This window comes from Reichenbachiella sp., from assembly GCF_033344935.1.
Classification (GTDB): domain Bacteria; phylum Bacteroidota; class Bacteroidia; order Cytophagales; family Cyclobacteriaceae; genus Reichenbachiella.
On sequence record NZ_JAWPMM010000001.1, the window covers coordinates 4,068,488 to 4,085,657 of the forward strand.

Annotated in this window: 18 protein-coding genes and 1 riboswitch; of the genes, 1 reads left to right on the top strand and 17 read right to left on the bottom strand. The window is 42.1% G+C overall.

Annotated features, from left to right (window positions below; genetic code table 11):
* Positions 1–63: 63 nt before the first annotated feature.
* The 17 genes from R8N23_RS17470 to sufB form a co-directional block, all read right to left on the bottom strand.
* Positions 64–447, bottom strand: coding sequence for a T9SS type A sorting domain-containing protein (locus tag R8N23_RS17470; protein ID WP_318172887.1), 384 nt, complete (start codon positions 445–447; stop codon positions 64–66).
* Positions 448–622: 175 nt separating this feature from the next.
* Positions 623–2,146, bottom strand: coding sequence for an NAD(P)H-hydrate dehydratase (locus R8N23_RS17475; protein ID WP_318172888.1), 1,524 nt, complete (start codon positions 2,144–2,146; stop codon positions 623–625).
* Between the two features lie 52 nt (positions 2,147–2,198).
* Complete coding sequence (locus R8N23_RS17480; RefSeq protein ID WP_318172889.1) at positions 2,199–3,416, bottom strand: NADH-quinone oxidoreductase subunit D; 1,218 nt, start codon at positions 3,414–3,416, stop codon at positions 2,199–2,201.
* The gene (locus R8N23_RS17485; RefSeq protein ID WP_318172890.1) at positions 3,413–3,916 is read right to left on the bottom strand and encodes an NADH-quinone oxidoreductase subunit C; all 504 of its coding nucleotides are present in this window, start codon (positions 3,914–3,916) and stop codon (positions 3,413–3,415) included. The genes R8N23_RS17480 and R8N23_RS17485 overlap by 4 nt, the downstream gene beginning before the upstream one ends.
* 2 nt (positions 3,917–3,918) lie before the next feature.
* Positions 3,919–4,440, bottom strand: a complete 522-nt coding sequence (locus R8N23_RS17490) for an NADH-quinone oxidoreductase subunit B family protein (protein WP_318172891.1) — start codon at positions 4,438–4,440, stop codon at positions 3,919–3,921.
* A gap of 37 nt (positions 4,441–4,477) precedes the next feature.
* Positions 4,478–4,945 (bottom strand): NADH-quinone oxidoreductase subunit A, encoded by a 468-nt coding sequence (locus tag R8N23_RS17495; RefSeq protein ID WP_318172892.1) that lies wholly within the window; start codon positions 4,943–4,945, stop codon positions 4,478–4,480.
* Between the two features lie 310 nt (positions 4,946–5,255).
* Positions 5,256–7,478 carry an NADP-dependent isocitrate dehydrogenase gene (locus R8N23_RS17500; RefSeq protein ID WP_318172893.1) on the bottom strand — a complete coding sequence of 741 codons (2,223 nt, stop codon included), beginning with the start codon at positions 7,476–7,478 and terminating at the stop codon, positions 5,256–5,258.
* Positions 7,479–7,867: 389 nt separating this feature from the next.
* Positions 7,868–8,269 (bottom strand): hypothetical protein, encoded by a 402-nt coding sequence (locus tag R8N23_RS17505; protein ID WP_318172894.1) that lies wholly within the window; start codon positions 8,267–8,269, stop codon positions 7,868–7,870.
* Between the two features lie 22 nt (positions 8,270–8,291).
* A complete protein-coding gene (panB, locus tag R8N23_RS17510; protein WP_318172895.1) occupies positions 8,292–9,110 on the bottom strand; it encodes a 3-methyl-2-oxobutanoate hydroxymethyltransferase in 819 nt (272 codons plus the stop codon).
* Between the two features lie 88 nt (positions 9,111–9,198).
* On the bottom strand, positions 9,199–9,759 hold the full coding sequence (locus R8N23_RS17515) for a thioredoxin family protein (RefSeq protein ID WP_318172896.1): 561 nt from the start codon (positions 9,757–9,759) through the stop codon (positions 9,199–9,201).
* A 91-nt stretch (positions 9,760–9,850) separates the two neighbouring features.
* Positions 9,851–10,267: a BrxA/BrxB family bacilliredoxin gene (locus R8N23_RS17520; RefSeq protein ID WP_318172897.1), complete on the bottom strand. Its 417-nt coding sequence runs from the start codon at positions 10,265–10,267 to the stop codon at positions 9,851–9,853.
* 117 nt (positions 10,268–10,384) lie between these two features.
* The gene (locus tag R8N23_RS17525; protein WP_318172898.1) at positions 10,385–10,699 is read right to left on the bottom strand and encodes an iron-sulfur cluster assembly protein; all 315 of its coding nucleotides are present in this window, start codon (positions 10,697–10,699) and stop codon (positions 10,385–10,387) included.
* A gap of 1 nt (position 10,700) precedes the next feature.
* Positions 10,701–11,129, bottom strand: a complete 429-nt coding sequence (locus tag R8N23_RS17530; RefSeq protein ID WP_318172899.1) for a SufE family protein — start codon at positions 11,127–11,129, stop codon at positions 10,701–10,703.
* Positions 11,130–11,155: 26 nt separating this feature from the next.
* Positions 11,156–12,385: a cysteine desulfurase gene (locus R8N23_RS17535; protein ID WP_318172900.1), complete on the bottom strand. Its 1,230-nt coding sequence runs from the start codon at positions 12,383–12,385 to the stop codon at positions 11,156–11,158.
* Between the two features lie 5 nt (positions 12,386–12,390).
* On the bottom strand, positions 12,391–13,692 hold the full coding sequence (gene sufD, locus R8N23_RS17540) for a Fe-S cluster assembly protein SufD (protein WP_318172901.1): 1,302 nt from the start codon (positions 13,690–13,692) through the stop codon (positions 12,391–12,393).
* An 11-nt stretch (positions 13,693–13,703) separates the two neighbouring features.
* On the bottom strand, positions 13,704–14,459 hold the full coding sequence (gene sufC, locus R8N23_RS17545; protein WP_318172902.1) for a Fe-S cluster assembly ATPase SufC: 756 nt from the start codon (positions 14,457–14,459) through the stop codon (positions 13,704–13,706).
* Positions 14,460–14,503: 44 nt separating this feature from the next.
* Positions 14,504–15,949: a Fe-S cluster assembly protein SufB gene (sufB, locus tag R8N23_RS17550; protein WP_318172903.1), complete on the bottom strand. Its 1,446-nt coding sequence runs from the start codon at positions 15,947–15,949 to the stop codon at positions 14,504–14,506.
* A 142-nt stretch (positions 15,950–16,091) separates the two neighbouring features.
* Here sufB and R8N23_RS17555 point away from each other — a divergent pair, with 142 nt between their 5' ends.
* On the top strand, positions 16,092–16,904 hold the full coding sequence (locus tag R8N23_RS17555) for a VOC family protein (protein WP_318172904.1): 813 nt from the start codon (positions 16,092–16,094) through the stop codon (positions 16,902–16,904).
* 87 nt (positions 16,905–16,991) lie between these two features.
* Positions 16,992–17,102, top strand: a riboswitch (SAM riboswitch).
* The last annotated feature ends 68 nt before the right edge of the window (positions 17,103–17,170 follow it).

Here is a 17,170-nt window from a genome sequence, read left to right on the forward strand (position 1 = left end):
AACAAAAAAAGAAAGGCCTCGAAAATTCGAGGCCTTTCTTTTTTTCGCTCCTTGCTTCTTTTATTACTTCTTTAAAAATTTATAGGCTTCTTTAAATTGAGAGAAATCATCTTTAACCACCACAAAATAATAACCGGGATTAAAGTTTTTGATATTGATGCGATATTTATCACTACCAACATTTTCCGCATCCACCTTCACTGTATTTCCAATGATGCTATGCAATTCAAAAGAGGTTTCCCTCAAAGTTGAATTTCTAATATTAACAACAATGTAATCAATAGAAGGATTTGGGTAAACTTCGATTTGATTGGAAAAGTCTAGCGATTCATTATCGAATATGATTGACTCTGCAGTATAAGTCGTCGTGCTGGTACTATCTTGAGCCCATGCTGTGGTCGCTGCTAGCAACAAGACCACTGATCCGATAACTTTTAATAATTGCATATAGTTCTACTCCCAATTTCACTGCTCTACAAAATACGCGGATTGCGGATTTATAGTTTCTATGAATATAATTATTTTTTTGTTAAGTCTTACAGAAGAATGAGACTTTTCGATAAGCGGCTAGCAAATTCTCGACGAATTTGTCAAAATACGACGTCCTTATTTATTTCCATAACTACCTTCCACTAACTTTTCGGAATGCTTCGGGTAGGAAGTCTATTAAGTCTGAGGCTATTAATGTCTCCTCCGTATATTTCCTGACATACAAATCACCTGACAACCCATGCAAATGAGCACCAAGTACTGCACTCTCGTATCCTGAATACCCCTGACCTAACAATGCAGTAATAATTCCTGTTAATACGTCTCCGCTTCCACCAGTAGCCATGCCTGGATTTCCGGTAGAATTGAAAATCACCGTCCCATCTGAATTGCAAATACTTGAATTGGCACCTTTGAGTAAAACAATCAAATCATGTTCAGCACAGAACCTAATTTGCTTATCGAGTCGTTCATAATCATCATTCCAATCTCCTACCAACCTTCTAAATTCTCCTGGGTGTGGCGTAAGAACTGATCCTTTTGGAATTTTCTCTATCCATTCTTTGTTCTCCGAAAGAATATTCAAAGCATCAGCATCAATCACCATCGGCCGATCAAACTGATCAAGGATTTGGTTTATGGCCAAAGCAGTCATTCTATCAATACCGATGCCCGGCCCCACACCTATAACATCGAATTCTGAAATGGAATTCATTTTGGAAATCAAATGATCCTGCTCATCCACTATGACCATAGCTTCAGGCACGCTATTTTGTAATACATTTATGCCACAACCTGGCACATGAACGGTAAGCAAACCTGCTCCCGATCGAAGACATGCCTTACTGGCCAAAACGGCCGCACCCATTTTTCCTAATCCACCAGCTACTAATAAGTTTTTTCCGGCGGTTCCTTTATGTGAAAACTTACCTCTGGATCGAATAAATGATTTGATAAAATCTTCTGTAGAATAATAAAAACTTGAAGAAAGTGACTGTATATATTCCTCTACTAGTCCAATACTTTTAATCACGAGTTGCCCACTTTGCTTCTCATTATCTGGAAGCAATAGGGATAGTTTGGGAACTTGAAAGCTGACCGTATGTGTAGCTAACATAATTGCTCCTTCTTCAAACCTTTCATTACAACCCAAACCTGAAGCTATATCTACTGCCACACGAAAGGCACAGGGTTGTTCATTGAGGTGGTTAATAAGATCTGCAATTAATCCTACAACTGGACGACTCAAACCTGAACCAAATATGGCATCTATGATTATAGTTCCAGTAGTTAACTCGGGAAAATTACCTTCTTCTATGACTGTTTGTGGGATATCATAGTTTTGAATGTAATCATAGTTGATTTTAAAATCCCTTGAGCCAGAATCCGGATCACCCACGCAAAAAAGAGACACCATATACCCTGCTTCATTGAGCAGTCTGCAAATTACTAGGCCATCTCCACCGTTATTGCCTGTTCCACAAAATATCACAACTGGAGAATCGGCACTAAACTGAGCGGTAAACCATTTTACAAACTCCTCTGAAGCTCGCTCCATTAAGTCTATCGAATGAATAGGTTCATTCTTGATCGTAAATTGATCAGCTTGGCGGATTTGCTCCGCGTCGAGCACTTTGAGGCATAAATTGAGATCCATATCCAAAAATCATTAGTGATTAAATTTAATGATTTTTAAATAGGATTTGAGATTATCTATCCACTTCTCCCATCACGAAGTCTAACGATCCTACAATTGCTATCAAATCACCCACCATGTAGCCTTTAGATATGGCTGGAAGAATAGATAGATTAGAAAAACTACATCCCCGAGCCTTGCACCTGACGGCAACATCAGACCTCCCATCAGTTCTGAAAAAGAAACCTAACTCCCCTTTTGGGTTTTCAGCACGCACATACAAGTCCTGCGCTTTCGGTCTGATCTTCTTAGGTACCACTTCTCTAGGGTCAAAATCTCTGGTTCGCTTAAGATCTCCAGTAAGTTGCGTTAAGCACTGCTCAATGATTTTTACAGACTGTTTCACTTCTTCCACTCGCACCCAAGTGCGATCCCAGCAGTCTCCTGTTTGGCCCATTTGGCCTGCGCCAATGGGAACATCAAAATCCAACTCTGGATACACGGAATAACCATCTACCTTTCGGTAATCTAGCCTCAAGCCAGACCCTCTAAGGATTGGACCGGTCACACCGTAGTCGATGGCCAGATTCCTTGGGATCACTCCGATGTTGGCCGTACGCTCAATGAATATTTTGTTGTTCATCAACACTTCGTCCAGTTCAACCAATTTTGGTTTGAGGTAATTGATAAACTCTAGACATTTCTCTTCGAAGCCTACTGGCAAATCGTAAAACAGTCCGCCAATCCAGATGTAGTTGTAAAGCATGCGGGCACCACTTACCCATTCGAGTAATCGAAGGATGTGCTCACGATCACGCATCACCCAAAGGAAGGGAGTAAATGCGCCAATATCCAATCCATAAGTACCAATCGCCACGAAATGCGAGGCTATTCGATTCAACTCAGCCACAAGCACACGGATGTATTCTACACGCTTCGGAATTTTATCTTCGATGCCTAACATCCGTTCTACGCCCATCGCATAGGCATGTTCGGAGTTCATAGCGCCGACATAGTCCATGCGATCTACGAAAGGAATCACACCATTCATGGCGACTTGCTCGGCATGCTTCTCGAAGCAGCGATGCAAATAACCCAAATGAGGCACTACATCCACTACGATCTCGCCGTCTGTAACTACTTCTAAGCGAAGTACGCCATGCGTAGACGGGTGTTGTGGTCCGATATTGATGACCATTTCCTCACGTGTGAGTTTGGACTCATCATACACATTGGGTGCGGACTCATTGAGATTTTCTGGACGGTATTTGTATTCTATAGCTTGGCTCATGCTGGATCTCCCTCCTCTCTGATGGTTTTCATTCCACGATAAGTGGCTGGTTCTTCATAATCTTTTCGCATGGGATATCCTTCCCAATCGGCCGGCATTAATATTCTTCTCAAATCTGGATGGTTGTTGAAAGTGATTCCAAATAGGTCATACGCCTCACGTTCGTGCCAATCGGCTGTTTTCCACAAATGAGTGACTGTTTCTATCTCTGGATTTTCTCTCGAAATCACCGTTTTGATCATGATCGAGTGTTCCAAAGGAATGGAATACAAGTTGTAAATCACCTCCATGGTATTCGCCTCTTGGCCATTGTCTATGGCCGTCAGGCATGACAGTAGATCGCAAAATGAGGACGAGTCATCTTTCAGTAGGGCCATCACAGCCTCCATATTCGTGGAATCTATGACCAATGCCTTAGGCGTAGCATTTTCATCGATGGACAAAACCACCCCTTCTCCAAGTTTTGAATCTATCAGATTTTTAAATTCTTCCGTTGTCATGCTTAGGTTTGTTTGTCCAAAATTTCTTTGAAACCTTCGGGTGCTACCAAAGTTTCGTTTTCGATTTTTTCTCTGAGTTTAATAATACCACCGATCAGCGCCTCTGGCCTTGGCGGACAGCCCGGCACGTACACATCTACAGGAATGATTTTATCTACCCCTTTCACTACATGATAACCATGCTCCCAGTATGGGCCTCCGCAGTTGGCACAACTGCCCATAGAAATAACATATCGCGGTTCCGCCATTTGCTCATAGAGTCGACGAACCCGATCAGCCATTTTGTAAGTTACCGTACCGGCTACAATCATCACGTCGGACATTCTAGGGCTGGCTCTTGGCACTACACCAAATCGATCTAAATCATAGCCTGAGGCCATGGATCCCATCATCTCAATCGCACAGCAAGCCAAACCAAAGCCCATAGGCCAGATACTGGACATGCGAGCCCAATTGGTGAGATCCTCCAGATTGCTGAGGACAACGCCGCCATTGTTGAATTGTTGATCGAGTAGGCCTTTCATTTCGTTAGAATCAAGATTTTAGACTTAAGAGTCAAGATTATTTGTACTTGGTATTTAATGATTCGTAAAGTGAATCGGGCACTTTACTTTCTGTATCCAAAATGGTGACATCCGGTTTTTCCCATTCCAGATAGCCTTTGCCCCAGATGTAAACTAGCCCTAAAGCAAGAATCAAAATAAATAGTCCCATTTCTACCATGGCCAACATACCCCAGTTGCCCGCAGTCTCTGCATTTAGTTGTTCGTTGCCAAACACGATCGCCCATGGGAATAGAAACAGCAATTCCGTTTCGAATAGCACGAACACCAAGGCCACCACATAAAACCGTATATTGAACTTGCCCCAGGCCGTACCGGTAGGGTCTTCGCCACATTCGTAGGTGGTCAATTTCTCTTCGTTCGGGCGATTCGGTCGTAGTAATCTACTGATTACCAAAGGGCCAATAATGGCGACTAGGCCGCCGATGGCGAAGAGCAATAAGATTTGATAATTGGTGAGTTCCATGTTTCTATTTCAAATAAATATCCAATTCAAAAGGCCTGTTCCCAAAATTGTCACATTGAGCTACGTCGAAATGTTCGTCTGCTACTAGCAGCAAGGCTTCGAGTACCTCAGCCTGACACTTACTTTGGGCCTTTTGACACGGTTTATCTAAATACTAAGTTACCACAAACAAAAAAACCTCGCCATAAGACGAGGTTTATAATTTCTATATCTAGCGTCTTACAATATCACCTATGCCCAATCCAACAACAAAAAGAATTTGCTGCATTCATATCAAGGGTTGGGATGTTGTAAGTTCTGTTCATTCTAGTTACGCAATAGACGCCAAAAGACCGTTCAATGTTGCGCTTGGTCGCATGGCTTCAGAAGCTAGTTTTTCATTTGGCTGATAGTATCCACCAATGTTAACTTCAGCACCCTGAGCCGCGATCAATTCTTCGTTGATCTTAGCTTCATTGTCTGCCAATGCTTTAGACACTTCCGTGAATTTGGCCTTCAGATCAGCGTCTTTGTCTTGTGCTGCCAATGCCTCAGCCCAGTAAGTCATCAAATAGAAGTGTGAACCTCTATTGTCGATCTCATTCACTTTTCTTGAAGGTGATTTACCCAAGTCCAAGAATTTGCCAGTAGCCTCATCCAAGGCATCCGCCAATACTTGTGCTTTAGCGTTATCAGTCGATTGGCTCAAATGCTCCAATGAAACTGCCAATGCCAAGAACTCTCCTAAAGAATCCCATCTCAAGTGACCTTCTTCGTTGAACTGCTGCACGTGCTTAGGCGCTGATCCACCAGCACCAGTTTCGAACAATCCTCCACCATTCATCAAAGGCACGATAGAAAGCATTTTTGCACTAGTACCCAATTCCAAAATCGGGAACAAGTCAGTCAAATAATCTCTCAACACATTACCTGTAACCGAGATGGTATCTTTTCCTTCTTTGATTCTTTCCAATGAATATTTAGTGGCTTCCACTGGAGATTTGATCAACAATTCCAATCCAGTAGTATCATGATCTTTCAAGTAAGTATTCACTTTAGCGATCAACTGCGCATCGTGTGCTCTGTTTTCGTCCAACCAGAAAACGGCAGGGCTTCCAGTTGCTTTCGCTCTTGATACGGCCAATTTCACCCAATCCTGGATCGGTGCATCTTTCACCTGACACATTCTGAATAAATCGCCTTCACCTACTGGTTGCTCAATCAACACCTTACCCGCTGCGTCAATAACCTTTACCGTTCCAGCAGCAGACATTTGGAAAGTCTTGTCGTGCGAACCGTACTCTTCTGCTTTCTGAGCCATCAAACCTACGTTTGGCACGCTGCCCATAGTGGTAGGATCAAATGCCCCATGCTTTTTACAGAAGTCGATGGTCTCTTGGTAAACGCCAGCATAACTTCTATCTGGAATCACCGCTTTAGTATCTTGTTGGTTGCCTTCGGCATTCCACATCTGACCTGAAGTACGAATCATCGCCGGCATAGACGCATCGATGATCACGTCACTTGGTACGTGCAGGTTAGTGATTCCTTTGTCAGAATTCACCATGGCCAAATCTGGTCGGCTCTTGTACACTGCCTCGATCGCAGCCTTTACTTCAGCTTCTTTAGCATGTCCAGCGATCTTCGCATACACATCGCCGATACCGTTGGTAGCCGTAACGCCCAACTCTGCGAATAGGTCTGCATATTTTTCGAAAACATCAGCATAGAATACCTCTACTGCCGCACCGAAGATGATCGGATCTGATACCTTCATCATCGTTGCTTTCATGTGTAGAGAAAACAATACGCCGTTGGCTTTTGCATCTTCTATTTCTTTGGCAATGAATGCTTTCAATGCCGTCATGTTCATTACTGATGCATCGATGATTTCACCGGCTAGTAATGACGTTTTTTCTTTCAATACTTTCGTAGAACCGTCAGCTCCTAAGAATTCGATTTTCACGTCAGTGGCGTCAGCTACGGTTACAGATTTTTCACTTCCGTAAAAATCACCCGCTTCCATGCTAGCTACGTGTGACTTTGAGTCAGCAGACCAAGCGCCCATCGAATGTGGGTTTTTCTTAGCGAAATTTTTCACTGCCTTAGGCGCTCTTCTGTCAGAGTTTCCTTCTCTCAAGACTGGGTTTACTGCACTACCCAATACTTTGGCATAAGCCGCTTTGATTTTCTTTTCTTCGTCGTTCGACGGATTGGCAGGATAATCAGGCAATTTGTATCCCTGCGCTTGTAATTCTTTGATGGCCGCTTGCAACTGCGGGATCGAAGCACTGATGTTAGGTAATTTGATGATGTTGGCTTCAGGCGTTTTCGCCAATTCTCCAAGCTCAGCTAGCGCATCACCGATCTTTTGATCGTCAGTCAAATACTCAGAAAGATTCGCGATAATCCTTCCTGCCAAAGAGATATCTCTGGTTTCTACTTCTACTCCTGCTGCTTTGGTGAATGCCTGTACGATAGGCAAAAATGAATAGGTGGCGAGTGCCGGCGCTTCGTCCGTCTTCGTGTAAATAATTTTAGCTGTTTGTGCCATTTTTCTTTTCCTTCAATTAATAAATACCCAACAAATTTGTTTTAAAAATCAGTCCGAAGACTGGCAGGGTCAGGAGTCGTAGATTGCCCGGATCGGCGACTCTGTTGCTTCAAGGAGGCGAATTTAATAAATCTTTGCAGAAAGGGGTATGGATTGGTTGGTTAATAGCTGTAGCGGGTGTTTTTTTATGTCAACTGCAACAGTTGTGGCTGAGAGTAGTAGACGATCAAGTCATTCCGTAGCTCTGCGGAGGAATCTTCTTATTGTCTGACAGACTGCTTCTAGCTGACGAGATTTCTCCAGTCATTCGACTATCGTCTCATTTCTTACGAAATGACAGGAGGGATACGCAGAGGCTTGTTGGTCATAAGACCAATAAGGGCGAATATTCATCTAAATAGCGACATGGGAGGCTTATCCCAACCATTGTCAGGTAGAGAGTCTGGTAGATTCTTTATAGGGTATTCAAAAAGCATTTCACTATTAGACAAATCAGTACCAAGAAATTTCACAAGATAATAATCATCTATCATGCTCTCATAGGCGTAATCATTACCATCTTCATTAAATAAAGTATCTCTTCCAAGATAACATTCATAAAGCACAGAATTGACGGAATTGACCTGAGGACTTATTTTTAGTAATTTTCCAATTGTATATACACCATATTTCTGCAATTGATTTTCTCTATAAACTGCATGAATCCCGTACGCGATAACAAAAAACAACAATAGTATGATCCCAACTGAATTAATATTTTTAAGAAGCCAGTTATTTGAGAAATCTGTCATTCTAACTGATTAGTTTTTTCATTCAATAACTCTCCTTATCGCTTGGGAAGTCTTTGGCTTTCACGTCTTTGATGTAGCCTTGTACGGCTTCGGACATGATTTGGCTCATGTCTGTATATTGACGAAGGAATCTGGGCTGAAACTCTTGTGTGATGCCCAACATGTCGTGTGTGACTAATACCTGGCCATCTACATGCGGTCCGGCACCGATGCCTATGACTGGAATGTTGATGGTTTCGGCTACTCGTTTGGCGAGTTTACTTGGAATTTTTTCGAGCACGATGGCATAGCATCCGGTCTCTTCTAGCAGCTTGGCGTCGGAGATCAGCTTCTCAGCTTCAGCTTCTTCTTTGGCTCTTACCGTGTAGGTACCAAATTTATAAATAGACTGTGGCGTCAATCCCAAATGACCCATGACTGGTACACCTGCACTTAAAATTCTCGTGATACTTTCCTGAATCTCAGAACCGCCTTCGAGTTTTACCGAGTGTGCACCTGATTCTTTCATGATTTTGATGGCGGATCGTAAGGCTTCAGATGAATTGCCTTGATAACTACCAAAAGGCAGATCCACCACCACAAACGCTCTGCTTATCGCTCTTACTACTCCCTGAGCATGATAGATCATTTGGTCTAACGTAATCGGCAAAGTAGTTTCGTTACCGGCCATCACATTGGAGGCTGAGTCGCCTACGAGTAGCACATCAATTCCTGCCTGATCCAGAATTCTGGCCATAGAATAATCATAGGCCGTGAGCATGGAGATTTTCTCTCCACGGTTTTTCATTTCCTGGAGTTGGTGAGTGGTTACTCGCTTGATGTTGGATTGATGAACGCTCATTAGTGGGTAGTTATAAAGTAGAAAGTTAAAAGTTTTGTCAATTTATAGATTGTCACAAAACTAGTTACTTTTTACTTTCAACTTTTAACTAATTATTCTTCCATTTGATGTTGCAGCCCAGGCTTGGGTGCTGCTCAGTATCTACTGGCAGTCCAGCGGTCAGATTGCGCAAAGCCAAACTCAAATCATCGCCGGTAACGGGCACATTATTTCCTGGCGTAGCGCCATCCAATCGGCCTCTGTATACGCATTCATCCTTGTCATTAAACACAAAGAAGTCAGGTGTACAGGCGGCTTGGTATGACTTGGCAATTTCTTGAGATTCGTCGTAGAGATAGGGGAAGGAAAAATCATACTTTTCGGCATGCTTCTTCATTAGCTCTGGAGAATCGTCTGGGTAGTTTTCTACATCATTGGAACTAATAGCTACAAAACCTACACCCTGACTCTGGTATTCTTTGGCCAGTGCCACGATCTTCTCCTGTACGTGAATCACATAAGGACAATGATTGCAAATGAACATCACCACCGTGCCTTTGTCGGCTTTGACATCTTTATAGTCTATGGTATTTCCAGAAATGGTATCAGGGAGATTAAATGCCGGGGCTGAAGTACCTAGCGGCATCATGGTAGATTCGGTTTTGGCCATGGTAAGTAAGATTATTAGACAAAAGAGTCAAGAGTCAAGAATCAAGACGATTTACATCTTGGTTCTTGACTCTAATCTCTTGATTCTGATTTTAACAAAATTCGTCGAACACCTGCACCAAATGATCAGCGATCATCTCTGCGCTACGGCCTTCGATGTGGTGTCTTTCTACAAAGTGAGCCAACTCACCATCTTTGAACAAAGCAATAGACGGAGACGATGGAGGGTAAGGCAAAGTAAACTCTCTAGCCTTTTGAACAGCTTCTGCATCTACACCAGCAAATACAGTTGCCAGATTCGTTGGCTTCTTTGCGCTGTTTTCAACAGCCATTTTCACGCCTGGACGAGCTGCACCAGCGGCGCATCCACATACAGAGTTTACCACTAAAAGTGTAGTGCCTTTGTGATCAGTCAAATGCTGCTCAACTGCGTCTGCTGTTTTAAATTCTTGAAAGCCCACAGAGGTCAAATCTGCTCGCATTGGGGCTACTAGTTCTTCTGGATACATATTATTGGTATTAAATATTCTAATTTCTTTTCTTTATTCTAATAGAAGTCGTGATTGTTACTTAGTATTTAACTGTCCATAGTCTTCAGTCCATGGACCATTAACTGTCGACTAAAATCACATAAACCCAAGCTCAAGCTTGGCGGCTTCGGACATCATATCTGTTTCGTATGGAGGATCGAAGGTCACTTCTACATCCACTTTACCAATGCCTTCGATCTCTTCAATCTTCTGCTTGATTTCTTCTGGCAGCGCCTCTGCCGATGGGCACGCTGGCGAAGTCAATGTCATCAAGACATAGACGTTGTTTACCGGGAAAATGTTGATCTCATAGATCAAACCCAATTCATACACATCTACAGGAATCTCTGGGTCATAGACCATTTTGATTGCTGCGAGTACTTTTTCTTTTAAGTCTTTCTCTTCTGCCATCTTAATTAATTTTAGCTTTCATCGCCAGCGCATAAATCTGCATTTGCTTGATCATCGCTGCGAATCCATTAGAACGTTGTGTACCGATAAAACGATTCATGCCAATCTTTTCATGGAAATACAAATCCGCATTTAGAATATCATCCGGCGTTTGGTTGGACAAAATTCTTACCAGCAAACTCACTAATCCTTTGGTGATTGCTGTGTTGCTATCTGCTTCGAAGACTACCTTATCGTCAACCATTTTGGCGTGAAGCCAAACTTTTGACTGGCAGCCTTTCACAATATTTTGGTCAGTTTGGTATTCTGCTGGTAGCTCAGGGAGTTTAGTTCCTAATTCCATCACATACCCAATGGTCATTTCCATGTCACCATCAAGCATACCAAAATCTTCAATTATTTCTTCTTGTACAGAATTGATTGTAGCCATTGCCTGGTACCTACGAGGTTTTAATATTATTTGAACATCTTGATGACCGCCTTGAGCGAGTCCACAAAACATTTGATTTCTTCTTTGGTATTATAAACAGAGAAAGAGGCTCTTACCGTTCCCTCGATATTGAAAAACTCCATCAAAGGCTGTGCGCAATGGTGGCCAGTCCTAACTGCAATGCCTCTTGCGTCTAACAATTGACCTAAGTCGAATGGATGTACACCATCAATCAAAAACGAGATCACACTGGCTTTTTTATCTGCTGTGCCAACTGGTGTAAAACCTTCCACGTCTTTCAACAAGTCGTTGGCGTAAGCCATCAGCTCATCTTCGTATTGCGCAATATTTTCTTGACCGAGCTCCTCTACAAAATCAATAGCAGCTTTGAAGGCAATCACCTCTCCGATATTTGGCGTACCCGCCTCAAACTTGTATGGGATGTCGTTGAAAGTAGTGCCAGAAAAACTTACATCTTTGATCATCTCTCCTCCTCCTTGATAAGGCGGCATGGCTTCCAGCAAATCTCTTTTACCATACAAAGCACCAACCCCAGTAGGGCCGTAAACTTTGTGTGCCGAGAAAGCCAGGAAATCACAATCCAACGCCTTCACGTCTAGCTTCACATGTGGAGCCGCCTGCGCTGCGTCTATCAAAACCTTTGCGCCTACTTTGTGCGCTTCAGCTATAATTTCCTTTACAGGATTGATTGTTCCTAAGGCATTGGAGATATAGTTGACAGAAACCAGTTTGGTTTTGTCAGACAACAATTTGACGTACTCATCAAATATCAACTCTCCCTTTTCATTGACTGGAATGACTTTTAAAATCGCTCCTTTTTCTTCACACAGAATTTGCCAAGGCACAATATTGGAATGGTGTTCCAGAGCAGAAACGATGATTTCATCGCCGGCACCTATAAATTTTCTACCATAAGTAGCAGCCACTAAGTTGATACCTTCAGTGGTGCCTTTGGTGAAAATCACTTCCTCCACTTCGTTGGTATTCAAAAATTTGGCGACCGCTTTACGCGTGTCTTCGAAAGCAGTAGTGGCTCTTTCCGCCAAGGTGTGAATACCTCTATGAATATTGGAATTGTCTGTATTGTAATAGTGTGTCAGTGCATCGATGACACACTGTGGCTTTTGCGACGTTGCAGCATTGTCAAAATAAACCAAAGGCTTTCCATTGACTTCCTGATGAAGAATGGGAAATTGTTTTCTTATTGCTTCAATATCTATCGCTGCGTCTACCATGTCACTTATACGTTCAGTCTTTCGATTACTTTGTCAGTAATTTCCATTTTCAACCATCCCAGATTCACCTTCTCAACCACCTCAGCCACGTTGGCTAAAAGGATCATTGATCGTGCCTTTTCTTTGTTGATTCCGCGAGCTCTCAAATAGAAAATCGCCTCCTCGTCCAATTGGCCTGTGGTACATCCGTGCGAACACTTCACATCGTCTGCCCAAATCTCCAATTGTGGTTTGGTATTTACTACGGCATCGTCGGACAAAAGGATATTGCCATTCGACTGAAATGCATTTGTTTTTTGCGCCGCTTGCTGAACAAATATTTTTCCATTGAAAACGCCACGCGACTGATCATCCATCACGCCTTTGTATAGCTCATTGCTATTACAATTTGGTTTTCTGTGATCCACCGTTGTGTGGTTGTCTACGTGCGTCTTGCCTTTAGTCAAGTACAAGCCATACATGTTGCTTTCGCATCCTTCGCCATCTACTTCGATGTGCAGGTTGTTTCTGACCACTTCACCGTCGAGTGTGAAAACATAAGATGAGAATACACTATCTCTTTCTTGATACACTCTGGTGTTGCCGATGTATACTGCCTTTGGTGATTCTTCCTGAATCTTGTACAGACTTACATTAGCATTTTGCTTTACAATGTAGTTTTTAGACTCATTGATGAATGTGCTTTCGTTGCCGAATGACAAATGAAAGTGCACAAAATCAGCCTGGCTATTTTCATTAGCCAGATAAATGTTTTTAATGAATCCGTGATTGGCATTGCCATCGTTTACCGAAATGTAATAACAAATCACAGGAGCAGCTACCACTTTGCCTTTGGCAATTTGAGCTACCACACCATCGTTGGCATAGACGTTGTTTTGAGCGGCGAATGGATCGGAATCGTCTTTAAACAATTCGTTGATATCATTGGCAGCAGCATAATCCTTCAAAGATTCAATTTTCAATTGCTCTACTGGAGACACAATTTCAGAATTGTCCGTGTCGTATTTTCCATTCACAAAAAACAATACGTTAGCACCTGCATGCTTTGCCTTGATGTCGTTGATCAATTCTTGTGGCAATTCGTTTACGTCAGCGTATTTCGACAGGTCGAATTTTTTGCTGATCGCCTTGGTCAGTTTCGTGAACTTATATTCTTCTGCACGTGGTCCGGGAAAGCCGTTGTCTTTCAGGAAATTAAGCGCCTTTTTACGATTCTCTCCTAGTTGAGGAATCGCGCTGCCGTTCATATTAGCTACGAATTGCGCCGCCTGGTCTACTAGCTCCTGTCCAAAAATATTTTTATCCAAATCGCTCATGCTTAAGCTTCTTCTAATTCTTTGATGATCCAGTCGTACCCTCTTTCTTCTAGCTCAAGTGCTAAATCTTTAGTACCAGATTTTACGATTCTACCTTGGTACAATACGTGTACATAATCCGGCACGATGTAATCCAACAATCTTTGGTAGTGAGTTACTACGATAGTCGCGTTGTCAGCAGATTTCAAGGCATTCACACCATTGGCAACGATTCTAAGCGCATCGATATCCAATCCAGAATCCGTTTCATCCAACAAAGCCAACTTTGGCTCAAGCATCGCCATCTGGAAGATCTCGTTTCTTTTCTTTTCTCCACCAGAGAAACCTTCGTTCAACGAACGACTCAACAAAGACTGATCGATCTCAACCAAGGCCATTTTTTCTTTCATTCTCTTCAAGAAAGCTACGGCGTCCAAAGGCTCAAGCCCTTTATGCTCTCTGATTTGGTTCAAGGCAGTTTTCATGAAGTTGGTGGTCGTCACACCTGGGATTTCTACTGGATACTGAAATGCCAAGAAGATACCTTCTCTTGCTCTTTCTTCCGCGGCCAAATCCAACAAATCCTGACCCATGTACTCTACCTCGCCGCCAGTCACTTCGTAATCTTCACGTCCCGCTAACACAGAAGCCAATGTACTTTTACCAGAACCATTTGGCCCCATAATGGCATGTACTTCTCCTGGTTTTACTTCTAAGTTGATCCCTTTGAGAATTTCTTTCTCTTCTACTCGTGCCTGTAAATTTTTTATCTTAAGCATTGCTGCAAATTTTAATTCCTTTTGATTGTATTAGTAATTGGAGATTATCCGACAGATCCCTCTAGCGTCAAAGCGAGAAGTTTTTGCGCTTCTACTGCAAATTCCATCGGTAATTGATTGAGTACTTCTTTGGCATATCCGTTTACGATCAAAGCCACTGCATTTTCCTCATCTATTCCTCGCTGCGTACAGTAGAAGATTTGATCTTCACCGATCTTCGAGGTTGTTGCTTCGTGCTCCACGTGAGCTGAAGAATTTTCAATATCGATGTATGGGAAAGTATGCGCTCCACAAAGATCGCCCACCAAAAGAGAATCACATTGTGAGTGATTTCTGGCATTGGTCGCTCGTTTAGAAACTTGTACTTGTCCTCTATAGCTGTTTTGTGAATGTCCTGCTGAGATACCTTTAGATACAATTCTAGACTTAGTGTTTTTACCCAAGTGAATCATCTTGGTACCTGTATCCGCTTGCTGATAGTTATTGGTTACTGCCACCGAGTAAAACTCACCTACAGAATAGTCTCCTTTCAAAATACATGATGGATACTTCCAAGTGACTGCAGAACCGGTTTCTACCTGAGTCCACGAGATTTTCGAGTGATCGCCGGCACATATACCACGTTTCGTTACGAAGTTGTAAATACCACCTTTGCCGTTCTTATCACCTGGATACCAGTTTTGAACAGTAGAGTATTTCACTTCAGCATCTTTGTGCGCTACAATTTCTACGACTGCTGCATGTAATTGATTTTCATCACGCATCGGAGCCGTACATCCTTCGAGATAACTCACATAAGAACCTTCGTCAGCAACGATCAACGTTCTTTCAAACTGACCAGTATTGGCTGCGTTGATTCGGAAGTAAGTCGATAGCTCCATTGGGCATCTTACGCCTTTTGGGATATAGCAGAATGACCCGTCTGAAAACACGGCCGAGTTCAAAGCCGAATAGTAATTATCAGACTTTGGCACTACGGATCCAATGTATTTTTTGATTAACTCCGGATGCTCTTTTACGGCTTCGCTGAACGAGCAGAAGATAATCCCTAGTTTACCTAAAGTATCCTTGAAGGTAGTGGCCACAGACACGGAATCTATTACCGCATCAACAGCTACTCCTGTTAATCTTTTCTGCTCAGTCAAAGAAATACCCAGCTTTTCGAAGGTCTCCAACAACTCTGGATCTACGTCATCCAAGCTCTCAGGCGTCTTTTTCTGCTTAGGCGCAGAATAATATTTAATATCCTGATAGTCGATCTTTGGATACTTCACATTTGCCCAGTTGGGTTCTTTCATCGCCAACCATTTGGCAAACGCATCGAGTCTCCACTCGAGCAACCACTCAGGTTCGTTTTTCTTTTTTGATATAAACCGAACAGTGTCTTCGTTTAGTCCTTTGGGTGCTTCATCAGCTTCAAAGTCGACCGACCAACCATGTTCATATTCTTTTGAGGTAAATTCCTCTAATATTTGATCATCTTTACTCATTCGAGAATAGAATAATTTAGATTCATTTTAAATAGGCTCAAAATTACTACGATTAATCGAGGATGTCGATTCATGTCTATAATTTTTTTTGAAACCAAGATAGACTGAGCCTATATCGACAGAATTATTTTACTTTAGTCAGATGTATCAAATAGCTATGATCCCATTTCAAAGAAAACTTCTCCTACTTTTTCTATTCCTTAGTACGTCAGAACTCTGTGCACAATCAAATGCCGATGATTTCAAACTAAGTGGAGCAACGATTATAGCGCGGGATGTGAAACTATCCGCCACTTGGTACCGGAAATATTTGGATATAGCTATCAAAGAATACAAACCTCAACAATATGTAAAGATGAAAACAGGCGATTTCCACCTGTTTATCAAACAAGGGAAAAGCGTCATGGTCAAAAGTCAGATTCAATTTCCAAAAGGCAAGAAGTATATCAATGGCATCACCAAAATTGGATTCTCAACGAATAAATTCGAAGAAGTAAAAGCTAATTTGATAGCCTCTAATCAGAAAATATTGGAAGATATTACCGAAGACAAAAACCTCGAGATGCGATATTTATTGACTGCCGACCCGGATGGTAATCAAGTGCAAATTTTTGATGAGCCTAATCCCATTGATAGTGTAGTTACTCAAGCAATGTTTTTCTCCATCACCTCTTCAGACTACATCAATACCATGAAATGGTATGAAGAAAACATAGACTTTACCGAAATAAAAACGGTAGATGAATCCAAAATTCATTATCAAAATTTACTCCACAAAGGAGACGTAATTTTCGAAATTATTCACCTGCCCTACGAGTCTTTAGAAACCACTGAATTTATGCCTATCGGCCGAGAATTAGCCGGTTTTGCTGAAATAAAATTCAAAAGTGGGCAAGGGAAATCAAGCACTTTTGAGATGGATAATAATGCCAACAAAGTGATGTGGATGCGATAGTGAATGAAAAAATAATTCATGATTTTTCTTGCACAAGAAAAAAACTAGCGCATATCTTTGTGGCTCGTTCTAAATAATTTATTGGATGACTTATCAAGAAAGGTGGAGGGATTTGGCCCTGTGAAACCTTAGCAACCCTTGTTGGAAACAACAGAAGGTGCTAACTCCAATCCTGATGAAAATCGGGACAGATAAGCGGAATGGATAGACTCAATATCGAAAAAATATACGATGTCCTTTCTAGCTTGTCTGGAAAGGACATTTTT

Bases quoted from the DNA above. Each gene is read 5' to 3' on its own strand.
- R8N23_RS17470 (WP_318172887.1), bottom strand. From the start codon at position 447: ATGCAATTATTAAAAGTTATCGGATCAGTGGTCTTGTTGCTAGCAGCG.
- R8N23_RS17475 (WP_318172888.1), bottom strand. From the start codon at position 2,146: ATGGATCTCAATTTATGCCTCAAAGTGCTCGACGCGGAGCAAATCCGC.
- R8N23_RS17480 (WP_318172889.1), bottom strand. From the start codon at position 3,416: ATGAGCCAAGCTATAGAATACAAATACCGTCCAGAAAATCTCAATGAG.
- R8N23_RS17485 (WP_318172890.1), bottom strand. From the start codon at position 3,916: ATGACAACGGAAGAATTTAAAAATCTGATAGATTCAAAACTTGGAGAA.
- R8N23_RS17490 (WP_318172891.1), bottom strand. From the start codon at position 4,440: ATGAAAGGCCTACTCGATCAACAATTCAACAATGGCGGCGTTGTCCTC.
- R8N23_RS17495 (WP_318172892.1), bottom strand. From the start codon at position 4,945: ATGGAACTCACCAATTATCAAATCTTATTGCTCTTCGCCATCGGCGGC.
- R8N23_RS17500 (WP_318172893.1), bottom strand. From the start codon at position 7,478: ATGGCACAAACAGCTAAAATTATTTACACGAAGACGGACGAAGCGCCG.
- R8N23_RS17505 (WP_318172894.1), bottom strand. From the start codon at position 8,269: ATGACAGATTTCTCAAATAACTGGCTTCTTAAAAATATTAATTCAGTT.
- panB (WP_318172895.1), bottom strand. From the start codon at position 9,110: ATGAGCGTTCATCAATCCAACATCAAGCGAGTAACCACTCACCAACTC.
- R8N23_RS17515 (WP_318172896.1), bottom strand. From the start codon at position 9,759: ATGGCCAAAACCGAATCTACCATGATGCCGCTAGGTACTTCAGCCCCG.
- R8N23_RS17520 (WP_318172897.1), bottom strand. From the start codon at position 10,267: ATGTATCCAGAAGAACTAGTAGCCCCAATGCGAGCAGATTTGACCTCT.
- R8N23_RS17525 (WP_318172898.1), bottom strand. From the start codon at position 10,699: ATGGCAGAAGAGAAAGACTTAAAAGAAAAAGTACTCGCAGCAATCAAA.
- R8N23_RS17530 (WP_318172899.1), bottom strand. From the start codon at position 11,129: ATGGCTACAATCAATTCTGTACAAGAAGAAATAATTGAAGATTTTGGT.
- R8N23_RS17535 (WP_318172900.1), bottom strand. From the start codon at position 12,385: ATGGTAGACGCAGCGATAGATATTGAAGCAATAAGAAAACAATTTCCC.
- sufC (WP_318172902.1), bottom strand. From the start codon at position 14,459: ATGCTTAAGATAAAAAATTTACAGGCACGAGTAGAAGAGAAAGAAATT.
- sufB (WP_318172903.1), bottom strand. From the start codon at position 15,949: ATGAGTAAAGATGATCAAATATTAGAGGAATTTACCTCAAAAGAATAT.
- R8N23_RS17555 (WP_318172904.1), top strand. From the start codon at position 16,092: ATGTATCAAATAGCTATGATCCCATTTCAAAGAAAACTTCTCCTACTT.